Source organism: Tsukamurella pseudospumae, assembly GCF_001575195.1.
GTDB classification, from domain to species: Bacteria; Actinomycetota; Actinomycetes; order Mycobacteriales; family Mycobacteriaceae; genus Tsukamurella; species Tsukamurella pseudospumae.
Genome location: NZ_LSRF01000058.1, coordinates 22,609 through 44,277, shown reverse-complemented (window position 1 = coordinate 44,277; position 21,669 = coordinate 22,609). Strand labels below are relative to the sequence as shown.

Below are 21,669 nucleotides of genomic sequence, written 5' to 3'. Positions count from 1 at the left end.
ATGAAGGTCGTCCTGTTCTGCGGAGGCTACGGCATGCGCATGCGAAACGCCGCCGACGACGCGGTGCCCAAGCCCATGCAGCTCGTCGGGCCGCGACCCCTGATCTGGCACGTCATGCGCTACTACGCGCACTACGGCCACAAGGACTTCGTCCTCTGCCTGGGCTACGGCGCCCAGCACATCAAGGACTACTTCCTGAACTACCGCGAGACCGAGTCCAACGACTTCGTCATGCGCGGCGGCGAGGTGGAGCTGCTGTCGACCGACATGAGCGACTGGTCGATCACCTTCGTCGATACCGGGCTGGAATCGGCCATCGGAGAACGGCTCCGGCGCGCCCGCCCGTACCTCGACGGTGACGAGTACTTCCTCGCGAACTACGCCGACGTGCTGAGCGACGCCCCGATGAACGACATCATCGACCGGGTCCGCGAGACGGGATCGGCCGCCTCGATGCTCCTGGTCCCGCCGCAGTCCTCGTTCCACTGCGTGGACGTCGACGGTGCCTCGAAGGTCACCGGGATCACGCCCGTGTCCGAGTTCCCGATCTGGGAGAACGGCGGGTACTTCGTGCTCACCCAGGAGGTCTTCGACCACCTGCCGCCCGGCGGCGATCTCGTCGCCGACTCGTGCACGGCGCTGGCCAAGGAGGGGAAGCTGTTGGGCTACCAGCACCGCGGCTTCTGGAAGCCCGCCGACACCTTCAAGGAGCGCGCCGACCTCGACGCCGGCTACGCGCGCGGCGACCGGCCGTGGATGGTGTGGCAGACCCCCGTCGCGCCATGATCGACCTGTTCACCGGCCGCCTGTCCGAGATCGCGGTGCTCGGCGCGCACTGCGACGACATCGCGATCGGCATGGGCGGCACGCTCCTTCAACTGGCGGAGGCCAACCCGGGGCTGCGGGTCCGCGCGTTCATCGGTAGCGGCGCCGGCACGCCCCGCGAGGCGGAGGAGCGGTCCGCATTGGCCGCCTTCACGCCCGAGGCGGAGCTGCACGTGACGGTGCTGGACCTCCCGGACGGCCGGGCGCCGGCCCACTGGGAGCGCGCGAAGTCGCTGCTGTCGACGTTCCGCCGCTCCACCGAGCCCGATGTCGTGTTCGCACCGCACCGCGGCGACGCGCACCAGGACCACCGCCAGCTGGCCGAGCTGGTCCCCACCGAGTTCCGTGACCACCTGGTGCTGGGCTACGAGATCCTCAAGTGGGAGACCGACACTCCACGGCCCACGCTGCTCAACCCACTCTCGCCGTACTCGGCGATGGCGAAGGCGCGGCTGCTCGCGGAGCACTATCCGTCGCAGACCGCGCACGACTGGTTCGACGACGACGCCTTCCTCGGCCTGGCCCGGTTGCGCGGCATCCAGTGCCGCGCGACCTACGCCGAGGGATTCATGCTGGAGAAAGCAATCATCCGATTCGGAGGAGATCGATGAAGGTCCTGCTCACGGGCAGCCAGGGGTATCTGGGCACGGTCATGGCACCGGTCCTGCGCGCCGAGGGGCACGAGGTGACGGGCCTCGACTCGGGCCTGTTCGCCGACCGCGTGCTCGGCCCGGCGGTGGACGACCCGCCGACGCTGACCACGGACCTGCGCGACGTGACGGTCGAGGAGCTCCAGGGTTTCGACGCGGTGATCCACCTCGCGGCCCTGTCGAACGATCCACTCGGCTCGCTCGCGCCGGAGATCACCTACGACATCAACCACGCGGCGTCGAGCCGGCTGGCACGGCTGGCGAAGGAGGCGGGCGTCTCCCGCTTCCTGTACGCCTCGACGTGCTCGGTGTACGGCGCCGCGGGCGAGGGTCTCGTCGACGAGGAAGCGCCGCTCAACCCGATCACCCCCTACGCGATCAGCAAGGTGCGGGTCGAGGACGACGCGGCCGCGCTCGCCGATGCCGACTTCACCCCCGTCTTCCTGCGCAACGCCACCGCCTTCGGCTTCTCGCCCCGCCTGCGCGCGGACATCGTCCTCAACAACCTGATGGGCTACGCCGTCCTCACCGGCGAGGTGCTGGTGCTCTCCGACGGCACCCCGTGGCGGCCGCTGGTGCACGCGCAGGACATCGCGCGGGCCTTCGCGGTGTGCCTCACCGCGCCGAAGGAGACGGTCTCGGCGCGCGCCTACAACGTGGGCACGGAGGCCAACAACGTGACGGTCGCGCAGATCGCGCAGTCCGTGGTCGACGTGGTCCCCGGCGCAGCTGTGCGGATCACCGGCGAGGCCGGCAACGACCCCCGCTCGTACCGCGTCGACTTCTCCCGTGCCCGTGACGAACTGGGCTTCGAGGCGCAGTGGACGGTGCCCGACGGCGCCGCGGAGCTGCACAAGGCGTACACCGAGTACGGGCTCACGGAGCACTCCTTCCACCAGGACTTCACGCGGCTCGCGGTGCTCAAGGGCCTGCAGGCCGGCGGTGCGATCGACGGATCGATGCGCCGTCGATGACGGTGCGCTCAGCCCAGCCGCGACCGCAGGTCGGCCCACGAGCCGGCCGCGCGGTCGCGGGGCGAGACGATCGACGTCGTGAGCGGCCAGTCGAGCGCCAGGTCGGGGTCGGAGTGGTGCACCGCGAGGTCCTCGGCGGGGTCGTGCGGCCGGTCGATCCGGTAGCACACGTCCGCCACGTCGGTCAGGGCCTGGAACCCGTGCAGGAAGCCCGGCGGCACGTACAGGGTGTGGAACTCGATGTCGTCCAGCCGGAAGGCCTGCGATCGACCGAAGGTCGGCGAGTGCGGCCGCGCGTCCACCAGCACGTCATGCACCGCACCTCGGGCGCTGCGCACCAGCTTCGCCTCGCCGCGCCCGGACCGGCCGTGCATCCCGCGCAGCACGCCGCGCACGGACCGCGACTGCGAGTCCTGCACGAATCGCGCTGCGGCACCGTCCTCCCCGAGGTGCGCGTCGAAGACCTCCGCGTCGAACGTGCGGGTGAACAGGCCCCGGTCGTCGACGTGCGGCACGGGGACGAACAGGACCACATCGGCGAGCTCGGTCTCACGGATCTGCATGGGAGTACTGTGCCATGATCTCGTCCCGCACGTGCCGCGGCTGCGGCTCCCCCGACCTGACCCGGGTGCTCGACCTGGGTCGGGTGCCCGCGGCGGACCTGTTCCCGCCCGCCGATTCCCCGGTCTCCCCGGACGAGTCCGCGCACCCGTCGGCCATGGACCTGTGCGGCGACTGCGGTCTCGCGCAGCTCGCCGACGACGACACCGTCGCCGACGAGCCGCGGGGCGTGGAGCCCCGCGCCCTGCGCGAGCAGGCCGCGGACGCGGTGAACCGGGTGGCGGCCGCCGGGCTGTTGGCCGGTTCGACGGTGCGCGAGTTCGGGAGTCCGCACGGCGGGACCTGGCTCCCACTGCTGGCGGACCGGGGGTTCGCCGTCACCGACGATGAGGCGCCCGCGGATGTCGTGCTCGACTGCTTCGGCATCATGCATGAGCCCGACCAACGCGCTGCCTTCGCGGCGCGGGCGGCCGCCGTCGCACCCGGCGGCGTTCTCCTCCTGCAGTATCAGCCCCTCGGATCGATCGTCGCGCACCGGCAGTGGACAGCGCTGCGGCACGGCCACTTCGGCTACTACACGCTCTCCGCGCTGCTGCGACTACTCGGGGATGCCGGTCTGGAGCCGGTGCGCGCCTTCGAGTTCGACCTCTACGGAGGCACCGTACTGCTCGCCATCCGGCACAGCGGGGCCGCGCCGACCCACCGCAGCGCCGGCGTCGAGCGGATCCTGCGGGACGAACGCACCGCACGCCTGACGGAACCCGAGGGCCTCCGCCCACTGGCCGACGCGCCGCGCGAACAGGCTCGCGCCCTGCGGAACTGGGTCGACCGCGCCGCGGCCGGCGGTGAGACCGTTGCGGCGTACGGCGCCGCCTCCCGCGCCGTCGCGCTGTTCGCCCTGGCCGGGTTGGATCGCAGCAGGATGTCCTGCATCGCCGACGCCTCGCCCACCAAGCAGGGCCGCCGCATGCCCGGCACCGACGTGCCGATCGTCGCGCCCGAGGCGCTCGACGCAACCACGGGCCCCGTGTTCCTGACCCTGCCGGACCTCTACGACGAGATCACCGAGGCGTACCCCGCGCTGCGCGGGCGCCTGGTGACGGAGGACGAACTGTCGTGACCGAGCCCGTCTTCGACGAGTCCCGCCGCCTGCAGGACCGCCTGCACGCCCTCGTGCCGGGCGGCGCGCACACCTACGCCCGCGGCGCGGACCAGTACCCCGAGTTCATGCCGCCGGTGCTCGTCCGCGGCAGCGGCGCACGCGTCTGGGACGCCGACGGCAACGAGTACGTCGAGTACGGCATGGGCCTGCGCGCCGTGACCCTGGGCCACGGCTACGCCCCGGTCGTCGACGCCGTCCGATCGGTCCTCGACGCCGGCCTCAACTTCAGCCGCCCGACGGTGACGGAACTCGCCGCCGCCGAGGACTTCCTGGACCTCGTGCCCACCGCGGAGATGGTGAAGTTCGCCAAGAACGGGTCCGACGCCACCACCGCCGCCCTGCGCCTGGCGCGCGCCGTCACCGGCCGCGACCTGGTCGCCGTCTGCGAGCAGCCCTTCTTCTCGGTGGACGACTGGTTCATCGGCGCCACCGACATGAACGCCGGAATCCCGGCGGCCACCAGCGATCTCACAGTGCGCTTCGGCTACAACGACGCGGCATCCCTGCGCGCCCGGTTCGCGGAGCACCAGGGACGCATCGCCGCCGTCTTCCTGGAAGCTGCGACCGCGCTCGCCGAGCCGGAACCCGGTTTCCTGGAGGAGGTCCGGGCACTGTGCGACGAGCACGGCGCGCTGCTCGTCTTCGACGAGATGATCACCGGCTTCCGCTGGTCGCCGCACGGGGCGCAGTCGGTCTACGGCGTCACTCCCGACCTGTCCTGCTGGGGCAAGGCCATGGGCAACGGCTTCCCGATCGCCGCGCTCGCCGGCAAGCGCGAGTTCATGGAGCTCGGCGGACTGAACACGGACGCCGACCGGGTGTTCCTGCTGTCCACCACGCACGGGCCGGAGTCGATGTCGCTCACCGCCTTCCGCGCCGTGGCCCGCGCTTATCGGGAGACGGACCCGGTGAGTGCGATGGAACGCGCAGGCCGCCGCCTGGCGGACGGCGTGAACGCGGCAGCCGCGGCGGCGGGCGTGGGTGACGCGGTCGCCGCGATCGGCAGGCCCTCGTGCCTGGTGTTCACCACACGCGACGCCGACGGCGCACCGTCGCAGGCGTTCCGCACCCTGTTCCTGCAGGAACTGCTGCGCCGCGGCGTACTGGGCCAGTCCTTCGTCGTCTCCGCCGCGCACACCGACGCCGACATCGACCACACCATCCGCGCGGCCGCCGGCGCGCTGACGGTGTACCGGCAGGCGCTCGAGGCGGGCACCGTCGACGGGCTCCTCCAGGGTCGCCCCGTGGCACCCGCGCTGCGCCGCACCGCCGCGCCGCGGCGCCTGCCCGGCGGAGCCGCCCGGTGACGCCACCGATCCGGGTCCTCGTCGTGGGCCCCGCGCCGCCCGGCCCGACGAGCCGGGGCGGCATGGCCACCGTCATCGGGCACATGGCCGCGATCACCGACCCGGGCATCGAGGTACGACTGCTCACCACCTACGTCGACGCGCCCACCGCGAAACGGATCCGGGTGGGACTGGCGGGCATGGCGCGCGGCACCGTCGCCGTCGCGCGCGGCGATGCGGACGTCCTGCACGTGCACCTCTCACACGGGGGCAGCGTGCTGCGCAAGGCCCCGCTGCTGTGGGCGGCGCGCCTGCGCGGCGTTCCGGCGGTCGTGCACGGGCACAGCTTCGATTTCGGCGGTTGGATGGCCCGGCTGCCCGCCCCCGCTCGGTCCCTCGTCCGGGCGGCGCTGCCGGCCGACCACTGGCTGGTTCTGGGCGCGGGCCTCGCCGTCGAGTACGCCGCGGCACTGCGGCTCGACCCCGCGCGGGTCGAGGTGCTCTACAACCCCGTCCCCCCGGCCGCACTCGACGCTTCCGCACCCGGGCCCGACGGTGCCGCGAGGGTCGAGGTGCTCGCCCTCGGCCGGCTCGGCGTGCGCAAGGGCAGCTACGACCTGATCTCCGCGATCGCGGAACTCGAACCGGCCGTGCGGGACCTGCTGCACGTCACGCTCGCCGGCGACGGCGAGGTCACGCAGGTGCGGGCTGCCGCGGAGCCCCTCGGCGCGGCGGTGACGGTGCGGGACTGGGCCGGCCCCGCCGAGCGCGACGAGCTGCTCGCCGCGGCCGAGGTCCTCGCCCTGCCCAGCTACGACGAGGGCCTGCCGATGGCCCTGCTCGAGGCGATGGCCGCCGGCCTGGTGCCGCTGACCACTCCCGTCGGCGGCATCCCGGAGGCCGTTGTCGACGGCCGCGACGGGCTGCTCGTGCCGCCGGGCGACGTGCCCGCGCTCGCCGCGGCGTTGACCCGTCTCGTCGAGGATCCCGCTCTGCGGCGACGGCTGTCCGACGGTGCCCGCGCTCGCGCCGCCGACTTCGATATCGCCGAGTGGCACGACCGGCTCAGCGCGCTGTGGACCTCGCTCGCGCGGCGATGACCCGCTCCAGTTCGGCTCCGAGCGCCGCAGCGGACACCGTCGAGGCGCAGCGCCGGAGGTAGTGCTCGCGGGCCGCGCCACCGCGCCGCGCGGCGGCCTCCGGGTCGGCGAGCGCATCGAAGGCGCGGGCGAGGCCGGCCACGTCGTCCACACCGATCGGCTCCTCGCCGGGCGGCTGGAACTCCGGCAGGGCACCGGCGTCGGAGACGATCGGGACCACCCCGAGCTGCATCGCCAGCACCTGCACGCCGCTCTGCGTGGCACGCCGGTAGTGGGCCACCGAGCCCTTCGCGGCTGCGAGATCGCCGGTCACCTCGGCGTAGGAGTACGGGCCGCGGCGCCACCGCACAGCCTTCCCGAGGTCCCGGTCCGGGCCGTCGCCGATGAGGACCAGTTCGTCACCGCGCCAACCGGGCCCGTTCACGTGCCGCTCCCACGCCGCGAGCGTCACGTCGAGGTTCTTGTAGGCGGAGAGCCGGCCCACCGCCAGGAAGTTCCGACGGTCCGCCGCCGGCACGACGGGCGGCACCAGGGCGTCGTCGAGGTCGCTGGTGAGCGGCGCGACGGCCGACGCTCCGACCTCGCGGGCGACGAAGTCGCTGAACGCGACCGTCGACGCGGCACGCGCGTTCCACCGCCCGAACAACCGCCGCTCCCAGCCGGGCAGCTCCTCGTCGGCGCCGTGCGGGCGGTCGTCGTGGACGAGGTTCATCCGCGGCGCCGTGCCGGCGAGGGCGATCCACCGCGGGTCGCGGACGAGCTCGGTGACCACCACGTCCGGGCGGAAGGCCCTGGCGCGCCGCAGCTCCCGCGCGAACTCCGGCCACGTGCCGGCGGTCTTGGGCCGCGGGTCGAGGACCCGCTCGTAGGGCCGCGCACCGTCGGACTCGGGGTGCCGGTCCGAGGTGACCAGCACGACCTCCCACCCCGCGGCGATCAGCCGCTCGCAGTAGACGCGGGCCAGCGGCCGCATCCACGGCGAGAGCCAGAGCACCCGGCCGGTCATGTGCGCACCGCCGCCCCGGCGAGGGCGGCCTCGTAGGCGTCGGCCATCGCCTCGACCGTGTACTGCTCGCGCATCCGCGCGAAGCCACGATCCCCCAGGGCCGACCACTCCTGCGTGCGGGAGAGCAGGGCGCGCAGCGCTTCCCGCCAGCCCTCGACGGTGATGTCGTGCACCAGGGCGCCGGCGGCACCGTCGTCGAGCATGTCCGGGACGGCGCACACGGCCGAGGCCGCGACCGGCACGCGCAGGGCCATCGCTTCGAGGATCACCATCGGGAAGGCCTCGGAGCCGCTCGGGACGCACACGAGGTCGGCGTCGGCGAGGGCCTGCTCCGGGCCGGGCGACCAGCCGCGCCAGCGGACCCGGCCCGCGAGCTCGGGCGGGGTGAGCGCCTCGAGCCGCTCGCGATCGGGGCCGTCGCCGAAGATGTCGAGCTCCCAGGCGAATTCGGTGAGTCCGGCCAGCGCCGCCACCAACAGGTGCGGGTTCTTGTGCTCGACGATCCGCGACAGCATCACCAGCCGCGGCACGGCGCCGACCGGACGGCGCACGGGCACCCCGTCGAGCTCGGAACGGGCCGCGACCCCGTTGGGCGCCACGAAGAACCGGCTCGCCACCGCCTGGTGGGCGGAGACGAGGTCGCGGTGCGCGGGCGAGAGGGCCACGAAGCCGTCGGCGCGGCGCATCGCCGCGGCGAGCGGCGCTGAATAGGTGGGCCCGTCCGTCTCCGGCGGGATGTGCGCCCCCACCAGCCACGTCCGGTCCCGACCCCCGGCCCGCCACAGCGTGGCGAAGCCGGTCTCGGTGTTGGTGTCGCCGCTGATCAGCACGGTCGGGCCGGGCGGCAGGTCGAGCAGCGGGCCCCACCACGGCTGGCGCACGACCCGCACCCCCGCGGGCGCCTCCGCGATCAGCGGCCCGAACCGCTGCAGGCAGACGATCGTCACCGAGTACCCGCGCCGCTGCAGCTCGCCCGCGAGGACGAGATGGTGCCGCTCAGCGCCGCCGAACACCAACCGATTGACGGTGAACACCACGTTCGGCCGGCCGCCGTGCGGGGCCACGCGCCGGCTCGCGCGCTTGCTGCGCTGCACCCGGTCCAGGAGCGAATCCCCCAGCAGGAACGCGCCGGCCGCGCGGGCACCCGCCGCGTGCTCGATGTTCAGGGCCATGTTCGCGCGCAGGAGGTCGGCCGAGCGACGCCAGGCGACGGCATCGTCGCGCACGGTGCCGTGCCCCGAATGCTCCACGCCCGCATCGCCCGTCAGCTCCAGCGTCCAGCCCGCGTCGAGCGCGCGCCGCTGCCAGTCCGTCTCCTCGCCGTAGAGGAAGAACTCCTCGTCGAACGGGCCGAGCGCGTCCCACGCATCGCGGCTGATCGCCAGGCACGCGCCCGTGAGGTAGCCCTCGACCCGCTCCGGCGGGGCCGGGTACAGGTCCGAGAACGGCGTCCGGCGCAGCGCCTCCGCGTAGCCGGCGCGGGAGACCAGGCCGCGCACCAGGCCCCGTCGACGGTGCGCGACATCCCAGGTGCGGCCCCGTCCGGACGCGTCGTGGTCGTCGTGGATCACCGGTGCCGCGGCCGCGACGCCGGGCCGGCGCAGCGCAGCGCGGGTCGCGTCGAGACCGCCGCGGAGCAGCGCGTCGGGGTTGAGCAGCAGCAGGTCGTGCCCCGGGGCGAGGGCGGCCAACCGGTTCACCGCCGCGGCGAAGCCGAGGTTACGACCGTCGCCGTGCCAGGAGACCGCCGGGAACGCCGCGCGCACCCCGCCCATGCCCGGATAGTCGGGGCCCGAGTTGTCCCAGACCAGGACCGGCGCACCGGGCAGGTGCGCGGCGACCGCGGTGAGGCAGGCTGCGACATCGGCGGGTACCCGGTAGGCCACGATCAGGACGGCGAGCTCGCGGGTGCTCCCGTCCTGCGGCGGCGGGGCGAGCCGGAGCCCACCCGAGAGCTGAGGGCGTTCGGCGATCATTCCGGCGTTCCTTCCTCGGAGCTGAGCAGGCCGCGGGCGTCGCGCAGCCGCACCGGTCCGAGCACCAGGTTCACGGCCAGGTACGCGACCGCCGCGGCGGCGCCGGTGAGCAGGACCGGCAGGGCGTGTCCGACGACGCAGACCGTCGCGGCCGCGGCGACGGCGGGGATCAGTCGTGCCAGGAACAGCCACGGCGTGCGGTACGGGGTCCGGCCGGCGAGGCGGCGGGTCGCGACGGCCAGGCCGAACAGCTCGCTCACCACCAGGGCCGCCGCGGCGCCCTTCGCGCCGAACTGCGGGATCAACACGACGTTCAGACCGATGTTGAGCAGCAGGCTCACGATGTTGAGCCGCAGCAGGAAGACCTGGTCGTGCGCGGCGAACAGCCCCTGGCTCAGGGTGCCGGTCACCAGGCGGATCGCGACGGCGACGAACAGCAGGCCCAGCGTGCTCCCGCCCGCCGCGACGAAGTCCTCCGAGCCGAGCAGCCGGACCAGCTCGGGCGCGAGCAGCGCACCCGCCACCGCCAGGGGCACCGCGACGAACAGCATGAGCTGGATACTGCGCACGGTGAACCTCGCGAACCGGGCGCGGTCGGTGGCGAACAGGTTCGTCATCGTCGAGAGCGTGGACGCCAGGAACACCGTGGAGATCACCGTCGCGTTGAAGGCGACCGTGTACGCAAGGTTGTAGGCGCCGGTCTCCTCCTTACTGCTGAGGACCGAGAGCAGGACACCGTCCGAACGCCAGTACAGCGCCGCGATGACCAGGACGCCGGTCTGCGGCAGGCTCTCGCGCACGAGCTCCCAGCTCTCGCGGAACGAGAAGATCGGCCGCAGGTCGACGATCCGGCGCGCGACGCCGCCCTGGATCAGCAGCACCACCAGCGGCGGGATCAACTGGACCAGCGCGTACCAGTACAGGTCGGCGCCGACGTGCACGAGCAGGAAGGTCAGCCCGAACGACAGCAGGCGGCCCAGCAGGTCCGACAGCGCGATCGCGCCGAAGCGCACGTCGGTGACGAAGACCGGCTGCACGCAGCTGCTCAGCGTCGTGAGCACGAGGCTGCCGCTGATGATCGCGATCATCCCCACGACCAGCGGATCGTCGCGGTAGAGCAGCCAGCCGGACAGCGACGACGCCGCCCCGAGCGGCAGGCAGTAGGTCAGGGAGAAGCCCGCGTTGACGCGGACCAGACGCGACAGGTCGCCGGTGCCGCCGGTGACCCGCCGCACGATCACCGCGCCGATGCCGAGCTCGGTCAGGCTGCTCCACAGGCCGATGAACATGATCGCCGCGGAGAGCTGCCCGTAGGGCCCGGGTCCGAGCGATCGGGTCGTCAGGGCGACGGTGCCGATCGACGCCACCAGCCCGACGATCCGCGCCACGAACTGCATGCTGAACGCCCGGGCGATCCGGCCGCCCGAGGCACGCCCACGCAACGTGGGTTCGGCCTCGGCGTTAATCTCATCGCCGAGAGGAGGTTCGGATGCGAGTAGTGGTTCCGCTGGCGGGGGGACTGTCGCCGGCTGATTGGGCCGCCCGGCACCGGGCGGGAGAGGTTCCGGATCGCTCACCGTACGGCCTCCATCGGCTGGCCGATCACGGCCTCGACGTGCGCTTCGCCCCGTCGGAACTGGGCGAGCGGTCCCGACTGCTGCAGCGGGTGGCGCGGTCCGTGCGGCACCGCACCGATGGCTACGAGCTGATCGGCGCGCCCTCGCTCGCCGACGCCGATGCCGTCCTCGCGTACGACGAGCGGACCGGCGTGCCCGCGCTGCTGCGGAGCGATGCCCCCGTGGCGGCGGGGATCGGCTGGCTGACCACCCGCGCGGCGGCCGGACGCGTGCACGGCGCGCTCGCCGCCCGCGCCCTCCCCCGCGCGGCCGCAGTGTGGGCGCAGTGCTCCGCGGTGCTCCCCGTCATCGGGAGCGAGTGGAAGATCGCGCCGGAGCGCCTGCATTTCATCCCCCTGGGGATCGACACCGAGTTCTACACCGAGCAGCCGGCCCCGGAGACGGGGTGCACGGTGATGAGCGCGGGCGAGGACCGCTTCCGCGATCATCCGACGCTGGTCGCGGCGGTCGAGGAGGTCCGCCGGACGGTGCCGCACACCACCCTCGAGCTCGCGTCCAGCCTGCCCCTGCACGCACCCGAGGGCCTCGTCACGGTGCACACGGAACGGCTCAACGGCCGCATCCGCGAGCTGTACCGACGCGCCGCCGTCGTGGCGATCGCCCTGCACCCGACGGCGACCGGCTCGGGCCTGACGGTCGTGCTCGAGGCGATGGCCAGCGGCCGTCCGCTGGTGGTCACGGACAACCCCGGCGTCTCCGATTACGTTCAGCACGGCGTGACGGGCCTGCTCGTGCCGCCCGGCGACGCCGACGCGATGGCGGGCGCGATCCGCACGCTGCTGCTCGACGAGGACATGCGCGTGGAGATGGGCCGACGCGCCGCGGCGACCGCGCGCGAGCGGTTCACGACGGAGGTCATGGCAGCTCACCTGGCCGAGATGCTTCGGGCCATGTGACCCGGTCCAGCCGGACCCGACGCAGGCGAAGTGCTGCCCTGGGCCCCTGCAGCAGGTACCGACGCCCCAGCCGGCGCGGCTCCTGCAGCAACCGGTACAGCCATTCCGCTCCCGCGCGCTGCCAGGCCGACGGTGCCCGCGACACGGTGCCCGCGAGGAAGTCCGCGGCCGCACCGAAGGGCAGTAGCACCTGCGCCCCGGTGCCGGGCCCGGCCTCGTCGATCCACTGTTCCTGCCGGGGCTTGCCCAGACCGACGACGAGCACCGTCGGCGTGGCCGACCGGATCTCGTCCTCCAGGCGCGCGGCCGCGGCCGGGTCGTCGATCTCGGCCCGCTCGGGCGCCCAGTAGCCGGCCACCGTCAGCGCCGGATACCGCTCGGCGAGCGCCGGGGCGAGCCGCGCGTGCATCGCGGGGGTGCCACCGACGAATCCGATCCGCCAACCGAGCTCCGCCGCGAGCGCAATGATCGCGGGCAGGAGGTCCGCGCCGGTGACGCGGGGCCACGGATGCCCCGCGGCGAGCGCGCCGCGACCGGCGACGGGCGCACCGTCGGCCACCGAGAGCCACTCGACCCGCGGCCCGAGACTGCGCCGCCCGCGCCCGAAGTGATGCAGGTGGTCGACGTTGACCGAGCACACCGCCAGCGGTCGTGCACCGCCCTCGGCGATCCGGAGCCGGATCCGGTCCAGGACGTCGGTGCCGGTGACGCAGACGACCTGCTCGTCGTCGAGCAGCATCGCGCTGCGCGTGCTCACGGCTCCGGCCGTTCCATGATGCTCACGAAGTCATAGTAAGGTGAAGCGACGGATTGCTGGGAATGCAACCACACACATCATTCGGTTGGGCTCCCGCGCCCCGCCGGGGAGCGAAACGGGGTCGGACCGGATGAATGTCGCAGCCTTCCTCCGCTGGGTGCTCACGAAGCCGCTCGTCATCGTGGTGGTGCTCGCCTGCGCCGTGGCCGGTGGCCTGGTCGGCTACCGCTCGGCGACGGTGCAGTACGAGACAGAGGCGGCCGTGCTGGTGATCCCGCCGTCGATCCCGTCGGTGCCCGGTGCGTCGGACGCAATGCTCAACCCCTTCACCAACCTGTCCGGCAGCACCACGCAGCTGGCGTGGGTACTGGCCAGCTCCGCGCAGTCGGTGCAGGCCCGGGAAGTGGTGAAGCGCACGGGGGCGTCGCCGGACTACACGATCGCTTCGGTCGCCGGTGATTCCAGCTTCTCCCAGCTCTCGCCCCAGATCACGATCAAGATGCCCGCCACGGATCCGCAGGCCGCCAAGGCCGGCGCGCAGGCGCTGATCGCCTTCATGCAGGACCAACTGCGCAGCATCCAGAAGGACGCCGGCGTCAACCCGGGCGTCTACGCCGACCTGCGCACCACCACCGAGCCGCAGGCCGGCGCCCAGGTGAGCAGCACCGCCCTGAGCAACGCGGGCGGGCTGGCGTTGGGCGCCGCGCTGGCGGGCCTGTTGGTCAGCCTGCTCGTCGCGGCCGTCCTCGACACGCGGCGCAAGCGCAGCGCCGAGGCCGCGATCAGCACGAAGGCCGAGGAGACGAGCCCGCTGGGCGGCGTCGTTCCCGCGGCCGGCGAGGCTCCGGTCGAACCTGCTGCCGCATCCGTCGACACCGAGGAGTCCGCGCCGGTCCCCACGTCGCGGCTCGAGATCGCACGCCCGCCGGCGGACGAGGCCGACGCCCCGGCCCGCCCCGCGGCGCCCCGCCCCGCGCGTCCCGCCGGCCGCGCAGAGCAGCGCGCGATGACGCGCTGGCGGGACCGCGTGGAGGTCGTCTCCGAGGAGTCCGAGATCCCGCTCCCCACGTTCGACGGCGACGACGGCGAGGCCACGCGTCGCCTCGGCACCTCGGGGTGAGCGCTGCGCGCTGCGGCGTCGTGCCGAAGCGCGTGGTCGCGCTCCTCCTCACGCTGGCGATCGTCGCCGGGTGCACGTCGCCCCCGCCCGAGCCCGGCACCGTCGACTTCGACGGACCGGACCTGGTCAACCCGATGCGCGGCCAGTACCAGAACATCCTGACCGACCTGTTCCCCCAGGCCAGCGAGCCGAATCGGGACCGCCCGGCGTGGCCGGGGACGCGGTTCGAGAGCGTCCGGATCCCCTGGCGGATCCTGCAACCCAAGGACCCGCGCACCGTCGCCGCCGGCGCGCCCGACACCGAGCGGTACGACTTCACGCGGCTCGACCGAGCCATCGCGGACGCCGCGGCCCAGGGCCGGCAGTTCGGCTTCCGGATCACCGCCTTCGACTCGTGCTGCGACGCGACGGACAAGGGCCAGACGGTGTCGATGGCACCGGACTGGCTGGCCACGACGCCTGGCGCGAGCAGCACCCGCACCGCCGACGGCGTGCACTACGTGCTGCCGGAGTGGAACAACGCCGCCTACCTGGACCGGTTCACGGACCTCATCGCGGCGCTGGGCCGCCGCTACGACCGCGACGAGCGCGTCGCGATGTACGAGATGTCCGGCTACGGCGATTTCAGTGAGAACCACGTGGCGTTCGCGCGGGACACCCTGAAGATCCCGGCACCGTCGCCGGAGAACAGTCGGAAGGAGCTCGGCTACTTCAGCCAGTACCGGGATCAGTACCTCACCTACGCCTCGGCGCAGCGCCTGGTCGACGCGACCCTGCGGGCCTTCCCCAGCACGCAGATCGTCTCGACCATGGGCAACCCCGCGATCGCCGGCCTGCTACTGCGCGACAGCCCCGAGCTGCGCGGGCTGCGGCGCCCCGTCGGCATCCGGTCGGACTCGCTGGGAGCCCTGCCGATCTTGCCCACCTGGGCGGAGAACCGCTGGTCGGAGTACGTGCAGAAGCGCGACCCGCTGATCGGGGTGCTCGCGGAGCGGTTCCGCACCGCCCCGGTCATCACCGAGTGGCCGCCGCAGCTGCTGTCCGGCGGCACCGTGCTCGACTACTACCGCCGGGGCCTGCGCGACGTGGTGAACGGCCACGTCTCCCTGGTCTCCAGCACCGGCTTCCCGGCACAGAGCCGGCCGGAGCGGATCACCGACGAGCAGTACTCGCTGTGGCGGCGGGCCACCGTGTACACCGGCTACCGCTACGCGGCGGACCGGGTCGAGGTCACCGCGACCGGGTCCGGACTGCGCGCGGCCGTGCACTGGGTCAACCGCGGTTCCGCGCCCACCTACGACGGGTGGAAGGTCTCCTACGAGGTGGTCACGGAGTCGGGCCGCCGGGTGGCGCGAGTCGACGGTGCGCCGCCGCTGCGGACCATGGTCTCGACGCAGCCCTACAGCGACCTCGCCGCCACCCCGCCGGTGGCGGAGGCGACGGACACCGTCGACCTGCCCGGCCTGCAGCCCGGGCGGTACATGCTGCGCGCGATCGTGACCTGGGACGAGCACAAGCCCCGCGGTACCCACCGGACGACGATGCCGCCGATGCAGCTCGCGATGGCCGGGCGCGGCAAGGACGGCGGCTACTCGGCCGGCTGGTTCCAGGTGGGCTGAGCCCGGGGAGCCGTCAGCCGACGACGAGACCCGGGAGTCGCCGCGCCATGATCTCCTCGGCCTCGGCGACGACGGTGCCGACCACACCCGCGACGGTGTCCACGGACTCGATGAGGCCCTGGGTCTGGCCGGCCCACCACATCCCGTCGTCCATGCGACCCTCGGCGAGGACGTTGGCGCGGCCGCGGGCGCCGGAGGCCAGCTCGGCGACGTCGTCGAAGACGGCGCCGGGGCGCTCCCCGATCTCGACGATCTGCTCGGAGACGGCGTTGCGCACCACGCGGGCGGTGTTGTGGAAGTTGCGGAACACCAGCACGGTGTCGCGCTCGGAGTTCTCGACCAGCTGGTTCTTCACGTTCTCGTGGATGGGGGCCTCGACGGTGGCCATGAAGCGGGTGCCCATGTTCACCGCGTCGGCACCGAGGGCGAGCGCGGCGGCGAGGCCGCTGCCGGTGGCGATGCCGCCGGACGCGATCACCGGGATCGACAGCTGCCGGACGGCGGCGGGGATGAGGATCAGGCCGGGCACGTCGTCCTCGCCCGGGTGACCGGCGCACTCGAAGCCGTCGATGCTGATGACGTCGACGCCCTTGCGCTCCGCCGAGAGGGCGTGGCGGACGCTGGTCGCCTTGTGGATCACCTTGACGCCGGCGGCCTGGAAGTCGGGCAGGTGCGGCGCGGGGCTCGAGCCCGCGGTCTCGACGACCTTGATGCCGGACTCGATGATCGCGGCGCGGTACTCGTCGTACGGGACGGGGTTGATCGTCGGCAGGATGGTCAGGTTCACGCCGAAGGGCTTGTCGGTGAGCTCCTGCGTGCGCTTGATCTCCGCCGCGAGCGCCTCCGGGCTGGGCTGGGTGAGCGCGGTGAGGAAGCCCAGGGCGCCGGCGTTTGCGACCGCCGAGATGAGCGGGGCGGTACCCAGCCCGGTCATGCCACCGCACACCACGGGGTGGTCGATGCCGAACATCTCGGTGATGCGGGTCCTGATCATGGAGGTCCTCTCGTCGTGCGCCTTTCTCCACAGTCTGTCCGACGACGGTGCGCGCGTCATCGTCGGGAGGCCCCGTCCCGGGCCGCTTCCGGTTGTGCCGGCGCACACCCGTCGGGTGGTGGGCGCCGTCAATGGACGCCCGACGGTGCGCCGTGGGTCAGTGCTCCGCGCCGCGCGCGGCCGGGGAGGTGGCGAGGTAGGCGACGGCCTGCGCGGTGGAGCCGATGGACGCGGGGTCGAAGCTCGGCTTGAAGTAGAGCAGCGTGAACCAGATGACCTGCCGGATCTTCGGGAGCAGCTTCTTGTGGGACGCCTTGAGGTACTCCCACCACAGCCGCGGGTAGGAGTAATCGAAGTTCGGGTCCTTGCGCAGCAGGTACCCCGAGCAACGATGGAGGGTGAGCCCGAGGAAGAAGACCACCGTGAGCATCGCCCGCACACGGTGCAGGTAGCTGGGGTCGAAGTAGGTGGCCACGTCGTGCGCGACGGACCGGTGTTCGACCTCCTCCGCCCCGTGCCAGCGGCAGATGTCCGCCATCACGGGGTTCACGTCGTAGTCGTCCCACGCGTTGTTCAAGCCGAAGACGCCGAGGATCGCGGTGTAGTGCTCGATACCGGCGATCAGCCACAGCCGCTGGACCATGTCGTTGTACTGCGCGCGGTCCGATCGGTAGCGGCGCGGCGCGAGGATGCGACGGAAGATGAACTCGGCCTGGCGGGCGATCGGCGCGGTGTCGATGCCGCACCGCTGGAGGTACTCCGAGAGCGCGCGGTCGTGCGATTCGGCGTGCATCGCCTCCTGGCCGATGAAACCGCGCATGGTCCGCGCCAGGTCCTCGTCCTTCACGTACGGCAGCGCCTCGGCGTAGACCTCGCAGAACCAGCGCTCGCCCTCCGGGAGGATGCCGTGCAGCACGGAGCTGACGATGTCGCTCGCCACCGGCTCGCCGGGGATCCATTCGAGCGGCACGTTCTCCCAGTCGAACTCCACGTCACGGGCGTGGATCTCGACACCCACCGGTTCGGTGGAAGCGTTCGTCTTGCCGCGCAGGGACACCATCGTCGACTCCAACCGTCGGGCCATTCATACAAGCGTGTAGGAACTCGCTCCGAAGTCTGTCGCGGCGCTAGTGATATGTCAAGGGCTGATTTCTATCATCAGTCCGCGGGCGGCGTCAGGCCTGGTCGTCCATGAGATCCAGGCTGTTCCACGCCTGTTCGATCCGCCCGGCAGTGCCGCGCCGGTCCGGTTCGGCGAGGGCACGGAGCTCGGCCAGGATCGCCTGGACGACACCCACCATCGCCGTCAGCGACGGTGCCGGGTCGATGCCCTCGATGGGCGTGATCACGGCGTGCGCCGCGTCGGCCGTCAGCGGCGAGGCGCGCAGGTCGGTGAGCACCGCCACTGTCACGCCCTGCTCGGCCGCGATCCGGGTGAGACCGCGGATCGCGCGGGTGAGGCGCCAGACGTTGACGACCACCAAACAGTCCTCGGGGCCGAGCGGCGCGACCTGGACCGCCTGGGTCGTGGGCGGCCCGGCGGCGACCTGGATGTCGTAGCCGTGGAACGAGGCGAGGTACGCCAGGATCTGCGCCGGGCCGGCGCCGCTCCCGGTCGCGATCACGACGGTGCGCCGCGCCGCCGCGATCGCCGCCGCGATCGCCCGGATCGCGGCGATGTTCTCGGTCGTCGCGACACCGGCCAGGTTCGCGGCGTCCTGGTGCAGCATGAGCGCGGCCGCATCATTCGTTGCAGGCGCGACCGACTCCCCGGCCGCCGACGACGCGAGGTAGGCGGCCCGGAGCGATACCCGGAGGTCGGGCCAGCCGTCGAAGCCGATCTGCTGGGCCGTGCGCACCACCGTGGACACGTTCACCCCGGCGCGCTCGGCGACCTCGCGGGCCGAGGCGTACGAGGCCATCTGCGGCGCCCGCGCGAGGGCCTGAACGACCCGTTCGGCCTGCCCGCCCAAGCCGACGCCGGCTGTGCGCTCGCCGAGCCACGCCTCGATCGACACCGCGTCTCCTCCCCGGGTTCGATCACCCGATCCTTCTGCACGACAGCCGATTCGGACGACGGTCAGCAGGCGTGAACGACCCGCAGCTTCTCGGCCCGAGCCGTGATGTCACCGCCGGCCGCGGCGGCGATGCCCGCCGAGAAGGCGTCCCGGCGCGGGTCCCGCTGCCACCGAGCGTATCCGTCGGCGTCCGTCCAGTGCGCGATGCAGGTGATCGACCCCGGCCGAGCGTCGTCGACGAGGAGCTGCGCCGAGGCCGCGCCGGAGACCTCCATGACGCGCTCCGCTCGGTAGTAGGCGACGACGGCGGCGACGCGATCGACCGGGACGTGGAGGGTGAGGACACTGACCGTATGCATGCAACAACTATTGCATGTGCCCTTCAATGCCTCTACTCTTTGCGTGAATCGGATCACAGTCGACGGAGGAACCATGTCGCAGTCACACCCCACCACCGCTCCGCCCGACGAGGCCCTGCTCGCCCGACTGGACGGCCTGGAACCCGGGAAGCCGCACCGCCGCCTCATGGTGATGGGTGGGCTCGGCTACACCTTCGACTCCTTCGACGGCGCTCTCATGGGCTACGCACTCTCGGCGCTGATCGTCGTCTGGCACATCCCGAAGGGCACCGCGGGCTGGCTGCTGTCGTCGATCTTCTTCGGCTACCTGGTGGGCGCACTGCTCGCGGGCGTGCTGGCCGACCGGTTCGGCCGCCGCCGCCTCATGCTGACGTCACTGCTGATCTTCTGCGCGTGCAGCCTGCTCATGGGCACGTCGCACTCGGTCGGTGAGCTGTTCGTCTGGCGCGTCCTCGCGGGAGTGGGCATCGGCGCGGAGACCGCGCTCATCGCCCCGTACATCGCGGAGTTCCTGCCCGCCCGGGTGCGCGGGAAGTTCGTCGCGCGGACCGTCGGGTTCCTGTCCTTCGGCTACATCCTCGCGGGTGTCGTCGCGCCCCTGGTGATCTCGCCCCGTCCGGAGACCGGGTGGCGGATCGCGGCGGTGATCTGCGCCCTGCCCGTGCTCCTTCTGCTCTGGTGGCGGCGCAGCATGCCCGAGTCGCCCCGGTACCTGCTGGCACAGGGGCGCACGCAGGAGGCCGTCGCGGTCGTCGAGCGGTTCGAGAGCGAGTGCGGGGTCGAGCCGGTGGCGCTCACGACCACCCCCGGGACAGCGGGGACGGATCCGACCCCGGTCCCGCAGCCGTCGGCCCTGGCGCGCCTGAGCGGCCTCTGGGCGGGGCCCATGGCGCGCACCACCCTGGTGATCTGGACCCTGTGGTTCGTGCTCACCGGCGTCAACTACGGCTTCTCGAGCTGGCTGCCGACCCTCCTGGTCACGGAGAAGGGCTTCACCATCACCAAGTCCTTCCTGTTCGCGCTCATCACTGCGATCGCCCAGGTACCGGGCTACTACCTCGCGACCCGGCTCATCGACCGGATGGAGCGCAAGTGGCTGATCGCGGCGTACGCGGCGGGGGCCACCGTGTCGGCGCTGATCATCGCGCTGTCGTCCAGCGAGACGATGCTGCTGGTCGGGGCGTCGCTGCTGGCCGCGTTCGTGAACGGTGCCGCGGCGGTCTACTACACCTACACCGCCGAGCTCTACCCCACCGCGATCCGCGCGACGGGCATGGGCGCGGCCTCGGCCGTGGGCCGGGTCGGCGCCATCCTCGCGCCGATCACCATCGGCTACCTCAGCGCGGCGGGCCTGAGCTTCTCCGCGATCTTCCTGTTCCTGGTCGCGCTGCTGGCCGTCGGCATCATGGTGGTCGTGGCCTTCGGCCCGCGCACCTCTGGCCGCGCCCTCGAAGCCGCCTCCCCGAGCCTGACCGAAACCGTCTGAAGGAGAACATCATGCGCACGCTGATCATCAACGCCCACACCCTCGAGGCCGCCACCGGCGAGCGCGTCGACGGGGCCTGGCTCGACCTCGCCGACGGCGTCATCGCCGCGACCGGCACCGGCGCCCCGCCCACGGTGCCGGGCGATGTGCGCGTCATCGACGCCCGCGGCGGCACCGTCATGCCGGGCCTCGTCGACGCGCACGTGCACGTCCTGCTCAGCTCGATCGACCGAGCGGAGGTGGGGAACTGGACGCCCGGCTACGCGACGGTGCGCGCCCTCGGCGCCGCGGGAGCGATGCTGCGGCGCGGGTTCACGACGGTCCGCGACGTGGGCGGCGCGGATCACGGCATGGCACGCGCGCTCGACGAGGGCCTGTTCCCCGGCCCGCGGCTGATCTTCGGCGGCAAGGCGATCTCGCAGACCGGCGGGCACGGCGACCTGCGGCCGCTCAGCGACGACGCGCACCCGTGCTGCCAGTCGCAGCCGGGGTTCTCCCGGATCGCCGACGGTGCCGACGCCGTCCGCGCCGCCGCCCGCGACGAGTTCCGCAAGGGCGCACACCACCTCAAACTGGTCGTCTCCGGCGGCGTGGCCTCGCCCGCCGACGAGATCGACGCGGTGCAGTACACGGAGGAGGAGATCCGCGCGGCCGTGGTCGAGGCCGAGAACCACAACCGGTACGTGACCGTGCACGCCTACCATCCGCGCTCCGTGAATCAGGCCCTCCGGGCGGGCGCGCGGTGCGTGGAGCACGGCAACCTCATCGACGACGAGACCATCGCCCTCATGCTGGAGAAGGAGGCCTTCCTCGTTCCCACCATCATCACGTACGAGGCGATGTTCCAGGCGGGTCCGGCATCCGGGCTCAGTGCCGGCTCGCTGGAGAAGTTGGGCCAGGTGCTCGACGGTGCGGTCGACGCCCTGGACCGCGCGCATCGCGCCGGCGTCGACATCGTCTACGGCAGCGACCTTCTCGGTGGCCTTCAGGTTCGCCAGCTCGACGAGTTCGAGATCCGCACCCGGGTCCAGCCCGTGCTGGACGTGATCCGGGCCGCCACCAGTACCGCGGCCCGGTTGCTGAACATGGAGGGCAGGATCGGGACGCTCGCGCCCGGCGCGGAGGCGGACGTCCTCGTGCTCGACGGTGACCCGCTCACCGACGTGCGGGTGCTCACGACGCCGGACCGCCACTTGCGGTACGTGATCCGGCGCGGCGAGGCGTTCGGGATCGCCGAGTAGGG

Annotated in this window: 20 protein-coding genes; 11 read left to right on the top strand and 9 right to left on the bottom strand. The window is 72.6% G+C overall.

The annotated features are described in order from the left end of the window. From AXK60_RS18675 to AXK60_RS18665, 3 genes are read left to right on the top strand one after another with little or no spacing between them, the layout of a single operon-like run. The gene (locus AXK60_RS18675) at window positions 1-786 is read left to right on the top strand and encodes a glycosyltransferase family protein (RefSeq protein WP_068573508.1); all 786 of its coding nucleotides are present in this window, start codon (window positions 1-3) and stop codon (window positions 784-786) included. Continuing rightward, window positions 783-1,436: a PIG-L deacetylase family protein gene (locus AXK60_RS18670; RefSeq protein ID WP_068573507.1), complete on the top strand. Its 654-nt coding sequence runs from the start codon at window positions 783-785 to the stop codon at window positions 1,434-1,436. Before AXK60_RS18675 ends, AXK60_RS18670 begins: the two co-directional genes overlap by 4 nt. Further along, window positions 1,433-2,449, top strand: a complete 1,017-nt coding sequence (locus AXK60_RS18665) for an NAD-dependent epimerase/dehydratase family protein (RefSeq protein ID WP_068573506.1) — start codon at window positions 1,433-1,435, stop codon at window positions 2,447-2,449. Before AXK60_RS18670 ends, AXK60_RS18665 begins: the two co-directional genes overlap by 4 nt. Window positions 2,450-2,457: 8 nt before the next feature. Here AXK60_RS18665 and AXK60_RS18660 read toward each other — a convergent pair whose 3' ends face one another. After that, window positions 2,458-3,012: a dTDP-4-dehydrorhamnose 3,5-epimerase family protein gene (locus tag AXK60_RS18660; RefSeq protein WP_068573505.1), complete on the bottom strand. Its 555-nt coding sequence runs from the start codon at window positions 3,010-3,012 to the stop codon at window positions 2,458-2,460. A gap of 14 nt (window positions 3,013-3,026) precedes the next feature. On the opposite strand from AXK60_RS18660, the gene AXK60_RS18655 reads away from it, so the two are divergent. The 3 genes from AXK60_RS18655 to AXK60_RS18645 are packed head-to-tail and all read left to right on the top strand — an operon-like array spanning window position 3,027 to window position 6,558. Then, window positions 3,027-4,130, top strand: a complete 1,104-nt coding sequence (locus AXK60_RS18655) for a class I SAM-dependent methyltransferase (protein ID WP_068573504.1) — start codon at window positions 3,027-3,029, stop codon at window positions 4,128-4,130. Next, on the top strand, window positions 4,127-5,479 hold the full coding sequence (locus tag AXK60_RS18650) for a glutamate-1-semialdehyde 2,1-aminomutase (protein WP_068573503.1): 1,353 nt from the start codon (window positions 4,127-4,129) through the stop codon (window positions 5,477-5,479). Before AXK60_RS18655 ends, AXK60_RS18650 begins: the two co-directional genes overlap by 4 nt. Then, window positions 5,476-6,558 carry a glycosyltransferase family 4 protein gene (locus AXK60_RS18645; protein ID WP_068573502.1) on the top strand — a complete coding sequence of 361 codons (1,083 nt, stop codon included), beginning with the start codon at window positions 5,476-5,478 and terminating at the stop codon, window positions 6,556-6,558. The genes AXK60_RS18650 and AXK60_RS18645 overlap by 4 nt, the downstream gene beginning before the upstream one ends. Here the strand turns inward: AXK60_RS18645 and AXK60_RS18640 are convergent. From AXK60_RS18640 to AXK60_RS18630, 3 genes are read right to left on the bottom strand one after another with little or no spacing between them, the layout of a single operon-like run. Next, window positions 6,524-7,552 carry a glycosyltransferase family 4 protein gene (locus AXK60_RS18640; protein ID WP_068575225.1) on the bottom strand — a complete coding sequence of 343 codons (1,029 nt, stop codon included), beginning with the start codon at window positions 7,550-7,552 and terminating at the stop codon, window positions 6,524-6,526. The two genes, AXK60_RS18645 and AXK60_RS18640, sit on opposite strands and share 35 nt — an antisense overlap. An 8-nt stretch (window positions 7,553-7,560) precedes the next feature. Next, the gene (locus tag AXK60_RS18635; RefSeq protein WP_068573501.1) at window positions 7,561-9,540 is read right to left on the bottom strand and encodes a glycosyltransferase; all 1,980 of its coding nucleotides are present in this window, start codon (window positions 9,538-9,540) and stop codon (window positions 7,561-7,563) included. Further along, complete coding sequence (locus AXK60_RS18630; RefSeq protein ID WP_082778119.1) at window positions 9,537-10,937, bottom strand: flippase; 1,401 nt, start codon at window positions 10,935-10,937, stop codon at window positions 9,537-9,539. The genes AXK60_RS18635 and AXK60_RS18630 overlap by 4 nt, the downstream gene beginning before the upstream one ends. A gap of 92 nt (window positions 10,938-11,029) precedes the next feature. On the opposite strand from AXK60_RS18630, the gene AXK60_RS18625 reads away from it, so the two are divergent. Next, window positions 11,030-12,073, top strand: coding sequence for a glycosyltransferase family 4 protein (locus AXK60_RS18625; protein WP_068575223.1), 1,044 nt, complete (start codon window positions 11,030-11,032; stop codon window positions 12,071-12,073). Here the strand turns inward: AXK60_RS18625 and AXK60_RS18620 are convergent. Continuing rightward, a complete protein-coding gene (locus AXK60_RS18620) occupies window positions 12,033-12,830 on the bottom strand; it encodes a WecB/TagA/CpsF family glycosyltransferase (protein ID WP_068573500.1) in 798 nt (265 codons plus the stop codon). The two genes, AXK60_RS18625 and AXK60_RS18620, sit on opposite strands and share 41 nt — an antisense overlap. Window positions 12,831-12,960: 130 nt before the next feature. On the opposite strand from AXK60_RS18620, the gene AXK60_RS18615 reads away from it, so the two are divergent. Together AXK60_RS18615 and AXK60_RS18610 are read left to right on the top strand one after the other, a co-directional pair. Continuing rightward, complete coding sequence (locus AXK60_RS18615) at window positions 12,961-13,950, top strand: GumC domain-containing protein (RefSeq protein WP_068573499.1); 990 nt, start codon at window positions 12,961-12,963, stop codon at window positions 13,948-13,950. Further along, window positions 13,947-15,569: a hypothetical protein gene (locus tag AXK60_RS18610; RefSeq protein ID WP_068573498.1), complete on the top strand. Its 1,623-nt coding sequence runs from the start codon at window positions 13,947-13,949 to the stop codon at window positions 15,567-15,569. The genes AXK60_RS18615 and AXK60_RS18610 overlap by 4 nt, the downstream gene beginning before the upstream one ends. 13 nt (window positions 15,570-15,582) lie before the next feature. Here AXK60_RS18610 and AXK60_RS18605 read toward each other — a convergent pair whose 3' ends face one another. From AXK60_RS18605 to AXK60_RS18590, 4 genes are all read right to left on the bottom strand, one after another. Further along, window positions 15,583-16,563, bottom strand: a complete 981-nt coding sequence (locus tag AXK60_RS18605; RefSeq protein WP_068573497.1) for an NAD(P)H-dependent flavin oxidoreductase — start codon at window positions 16,561-16,563, stop codon at window positions 15,583-15,585. Window positions 16,564-16,720: 157 nt separating this feature from the next. Beyond that, a complete protein-coding gene (locus tag AXK60_RS18600) occupies window positions 16,721-17,647 on the bottom strand; it encodes a metal-dependent hydrolase (protein ID WP_068573496.1) in 927 nt (308 codons plus the stop codon). A gap of 91 nt (window positions 17,648-17,738) precedes the next feature. After that, window positions 17,739-18,581, bottom strand: a complete 843-nt coding sequence (locus tag AXK60_RS18595) for a MurR/RpiR family transcriptional regulator (RefSeq protein ID WP_068573495.1) — start codon at window positions 18,579-18,581, stop codon at window positions 17,739-17,741. Window positions 18,582-18,643: 62 nt separating this feature from the next. Then, the gene (locus AXK60_RS18590) at window positions 18,644-18,940 is read right to left on the bottom strand and encodes a hypothetical protein (protein WP_068573494.1); all 297 of its coding nucleotides are present in this window, start codon (window positions 18,938-18,940) and stop codon (window positions 18,644-18,646) included. Window positions 18,941-19,013: 73 nt separating this feature from the next. Here AXK60_RS18590 and AXK60_RS18585 point away from each other — a divergent pair, with 73 nt between their 5' ends. Further along, entirely contained in the window at window positions 19,014-20,426 is a 1,413-nt protein-coding gene (locus tag AXK60_RS18585) for an MFS transporter (protein ID WP_068573493.1), read from the top strand. Window positions 20,427-20,437: 11 nt separating this feature from the next. After that, window positions 20,438-21,667, top strand: a complete 1,230-nt coding sequence (locus AXK60_RS18580; RefSeq protein ID WP_068573492.1) for a metal-dependent hydrolase family protein — start codon at window positions 20,438-20,440, stop codon at window positions 21,665-21,667. Window positions 21,668-21,669: the final 2 nt, after the last annotated feature.

What these genes read in the sequence shown, in the direction of transcription:
- AXK60_RS18605 (WP_068573497.1), bottom strand. Translation starts at nt 16,563, where the DNA reads ATGATCAGGACCCGCATCACCGAGATGTTCGGCATCGACCACCCCGTG.
- AXK60_RS18580 (WP_068573492.1), top strand. Translation starts at nt 20,438, where the DNA reads ATGCGCACGCTGATCATCAACGCCCACACCCTCGAGGCCGCCACCGGC.
- AXK60_RS18590 (WP_068573494.1), bottom strand. Translation starts at nt 18,940, where the DNA reads ATGCATACGGTCAGTGTCCTCACCCTCCACGTCCCGGTCGATCGCGTC.
- AXK60_RS18670 (WP_068573507.1), top strand. Translation starts at nt 783, where the DNA reads ATGATCGACCTGTTCACCGGCCGCCTGTCCGAGATCGCGGTGCTCGGC.
- AXK60_RS18660 (WP_068573505.1), bottom strand. Translation starts at nt 3,012, where the DNA reads ATGCAGATCCGTGAGACCGAGCTCGCCGATGTGGTCCTGTTCGTCCCC.
- AXK60_RS18630 (WP_082778119.1), bottom strand. Translation starts at nt 10,937, where the DNA reads ATGCAGTTCGTGGCGCGGATCGTCGGGCTGGTGGCGTCGATCGGCACC.
- AXK60_RS18615 (WP_068573499.1), top strand. Translation starts at nt 12,961, where the DNA reads ATGAATGTCGCAGCCTTCCTCCGCTGGGTGCTCACGAAGCCGCTCGTC.
- AXK60_RS18635 (WP_068573501.1), bottom strand. Translation starts at nt 9,540, where the DNA reads ATGATCGCCGAACGCCCTCAGCTCTCGGGTGGGCTCCGGCTCGCCCCG.
- AXK60_RS18585 (WP_068573493.1), top strand. Translation starts at nt 19,014, where the DNA reads ATGTCGCAGTCACACCCCACCACCGCTCCGCCCGACGAGGCCCTGCTC.
- AXK60_RS18600 (WP_068573496.1), bottom strand. Translation starts at nt 17,647, where the DNA reads ATGGCCCGACGGTTGGAGTCGACGATGGTGTCCCTGCGCGGCAAGACG.
- AXK60_RS18665 (WP_068573506.1), top strand. Translation starts at nt 1,433, where the DNA reads ATGAAGGTCCTGCTCACGGGCAGCCAGGGGTATCTGGGCACGGTCATG.
- AXK60_RS18655 (WP_068573504.1), top strand. Translation starts at nt 3,027, where the DNA reads ATGATCTCGTCCCGCACGTGCCGCGGCTGCGGCTCCCCCGACCTGACC.
- AXK60_RS18675 (WP_068573508.1), top strand. Translation starts at nt 1, where the DNA reads ATGAAGGTCGTCCTGTTCTGCGGAGGCTACGGCATGCGCATGCGAAAC.
- AXK60_RS18625 (WP_068575223.1), top strand. Translation starts at nt 11,030, where the DNA reads ATGCGAGTAGTGGTTCCGCTGGCGGGGGGACTGTCGCCGGCTGATTGG.